1 protein-coding gene and 1 pseudogene are annotated in these 2463 nt (G+C 64.3%); both read right to left on the bottom strand.

Annotation, left to right across the window (positions count from 1 at the left end; genetic code table 11):
* Positions 1-2293, bottom strand: a 2293-nt coding sequence (locus tag EOD07_RS30770; RefSeq protein WP_164772709.1) for an efflux RND transporter permease subunit, incomplete at its 3' end; no start/stop codon positions are given.
* Positions 2290-2463, bottom strand: a pseudogene (locus EOD07_RS38755) (efflux transporter periplasmic adaptor subunit); the annotation flags it as partial. The gene EOD07_RS30770 and the pseudogene EOD07_RS38755, both read right to left, overlap by 4 nt.

Below are 2463 nucleotides of genomic sequence, written 5' to 3' on the forward strand. Positions count from 1 at the left end.
AATATTCGCCGAGCTTCTCGGGATTGTCGCGGAACTCCTGCGGCACCTGCGGGATGATGTCGTAGCTGTTGGAATCACGATCGAACTGCGCCACCTCGGCGCCGCCGACAAGCAGCGTCAACGTGTTGCCGATATCGGCGATCGGCAGGTTCAACGCCGCCGCGCGCTCGCGGTCGATGGTGACGGTCACCTGCGGCGCATCGTAGGCCATCGAGTTCTGCACGACGATGAAGCGGCCCGAGGCCTGCGCCTTGTTCTTGATCTTCTCCGCCTGGTCGAAGACTTCCGAGGGGTCGCCGGTGGAGCGCACGACCATGGAAATCGGCAGGCCGCCGCCGGAACCAGGCAGCGTCGGCGGTGCAAAGACGAAGGCCTGAACGCCGGCGACCTTGGCGAGCCGTGCGGTGATGTCGGCCTGCAGTTCCTTCGAATTGCGCTTGCGGTCCGCCCAATCCTTGAAGGCAAAACCGACGAAGGCGCTGTTGGTGGCGCCGCCGAAGGCGACGGCCGAGAACTGCGCCCGGGTCTCCGGGATGTCCTTCACGAGCCCCAGGATCTGGTTGACATAGGTTTCGGTGTAATCCGACGTGGCATAGCGGGGCGCGGTCACCAGCGACAGCAGGAAGCCCTGGTCTTCTTCCGGCGCGAGCTCGGTCGAGGTCTTTGTGAACATGAAGCCGGTGAGGGCGACCAGCGCGACGACGATGATCAGCGTCACCGGCCGGTTCCTGAGCGAAGCGGTGACCGCCCGCTCATAGGCGTGCTCGACGCGGGTGAACGTGCCGTCGACGATGCGCTGGAAGCGGCCTTGCTGGCCCGGCTTCAGCAAACGCGCCGACATCATCGGCGTGATGGTGATGGCGATGAGACCCGACAGCACGACGGAGCCCGCCAGGGTGACCGCGAATTCTCGGAACAGCGCGCCGGTCAGGCCGCCGGTGAAGGCGAGCGGCGCGAAGACCGCGGCCAGCGTCATGGTCATGGCGACGATGGCCGTCGCGATCTCGCGCATGCCGTTGAATGCCGCCTGCATCGGAGACATGTGATCCTCCTCCATGTGGCGATGGATGTTCTCCACCACCACGATGGCGTCGTCGACGACAAGGCCGATCGCCAGCACCATGGCCAGCAGCGACAGGAGGTTGATCGAGTAGCCGACCGCGAACAAAAGGAAGCAGACGCCGATCAGCGACAGCGGGATGGTGACGATCGGCATCATCACCGAGCGGAACGAGCCCAGGAACAGAAGGATGACCACGACGACGATGGCGACGGCCTCGCCGATGGTCTTGAACACCTCCTCGATCGAGGCGCTGATCTGGCCGGTGGCGTCGTAGACGATCTCGATCGTCATGCCTTTCGGCAGCGTGTCCTGGATCTGCGGTACGAGCTTGGTCAGCGCCGCCGCCGTCGTCAGCGGGTTGGCCGCCGGCGTCGGGAAGATGGCCAGGAAGGTTCCCGGCTTGCCGTTGAAGCTCACCCTGGTGTCGGTGTTCTCCGCGCCGAGCTCGACACGGGCTACGTCGCGCAGGCGCACGACCTCGCCGTTCGTCGAGCGGATCGGGAGCTGGGCGAAGGCCTCTGGCGTCTGCAAGGTCGAATGCACGGTGATCGAGGAGACCACATATTCGTTCTGGGTGTTGCCGGGCGCCGACAGGAAGTTCGAGTTGTTGATCGCGGTCAGCACGTCCACGGCCGTGGCGCCACGCGCGGCGAGCCGGATCGGGTCGATCCAGATGCGCATGGAATATTCCTGGGCGCCGAAGATCTGGACGTCGGCGACGCCTTCCACGGTCGAGATGCGAGGCCGGATGACGCGCTCGATATATTCGGTCAGCTGCTCCTTCGTCATCTTCGGGTTCTGCATCGAGATGTACATCATCGCGAATTGCTGCCCGGTGCCCTTGACGATGACCGGATCCTTGGAGGCGTCCGGCAAGGTGCCGCGCACGCCCTGGACCTTGGACAACACCTCGGCGAGCGCGACGTCCGGATTGGAGCCGAGCTTCATCTGCACCGTGACCGTGCTCGAGGACGGACGGCTGGACGAGGTGACGTAGTCGATATTTTCGGTCGAGGCGACGGCGCGCGCGATCGGGGCCGATATAAAGCCCTGGATCAGGTCGGCGCTGGCGCCCGGATAGGCCGTGGTGATGGTGATCGCCGTCTCGTCAACCTTCGGATACTGGCGGATCGACAGGCCGAAGATGCCCTGGAAGCCCAGAAGCAGGATCATGCAAGCCAGCACCGTCGAGAGCACCGGCCGACGGATGAAGAGGTCGGAAAAGCTCATTGCTGAACCTGCTTGTTCGCCGATTTGCTGGGGTCGATGGTATTGTCGACGGCAACCGACATGCCGTTGAAAAGCCGGTTCTGGCCGGCGGTGACGACCTGGTCGCCATCCTTGAGGCCCTCGACGATCTCGACCATGCCGTTGTTGCGGCGGCCGAGCTTCACGAACAC

The organism is Mesorhizobium sp. M2C.T.Ca.TU.002.02.1.1 (genome assembly GCF_003997225.1).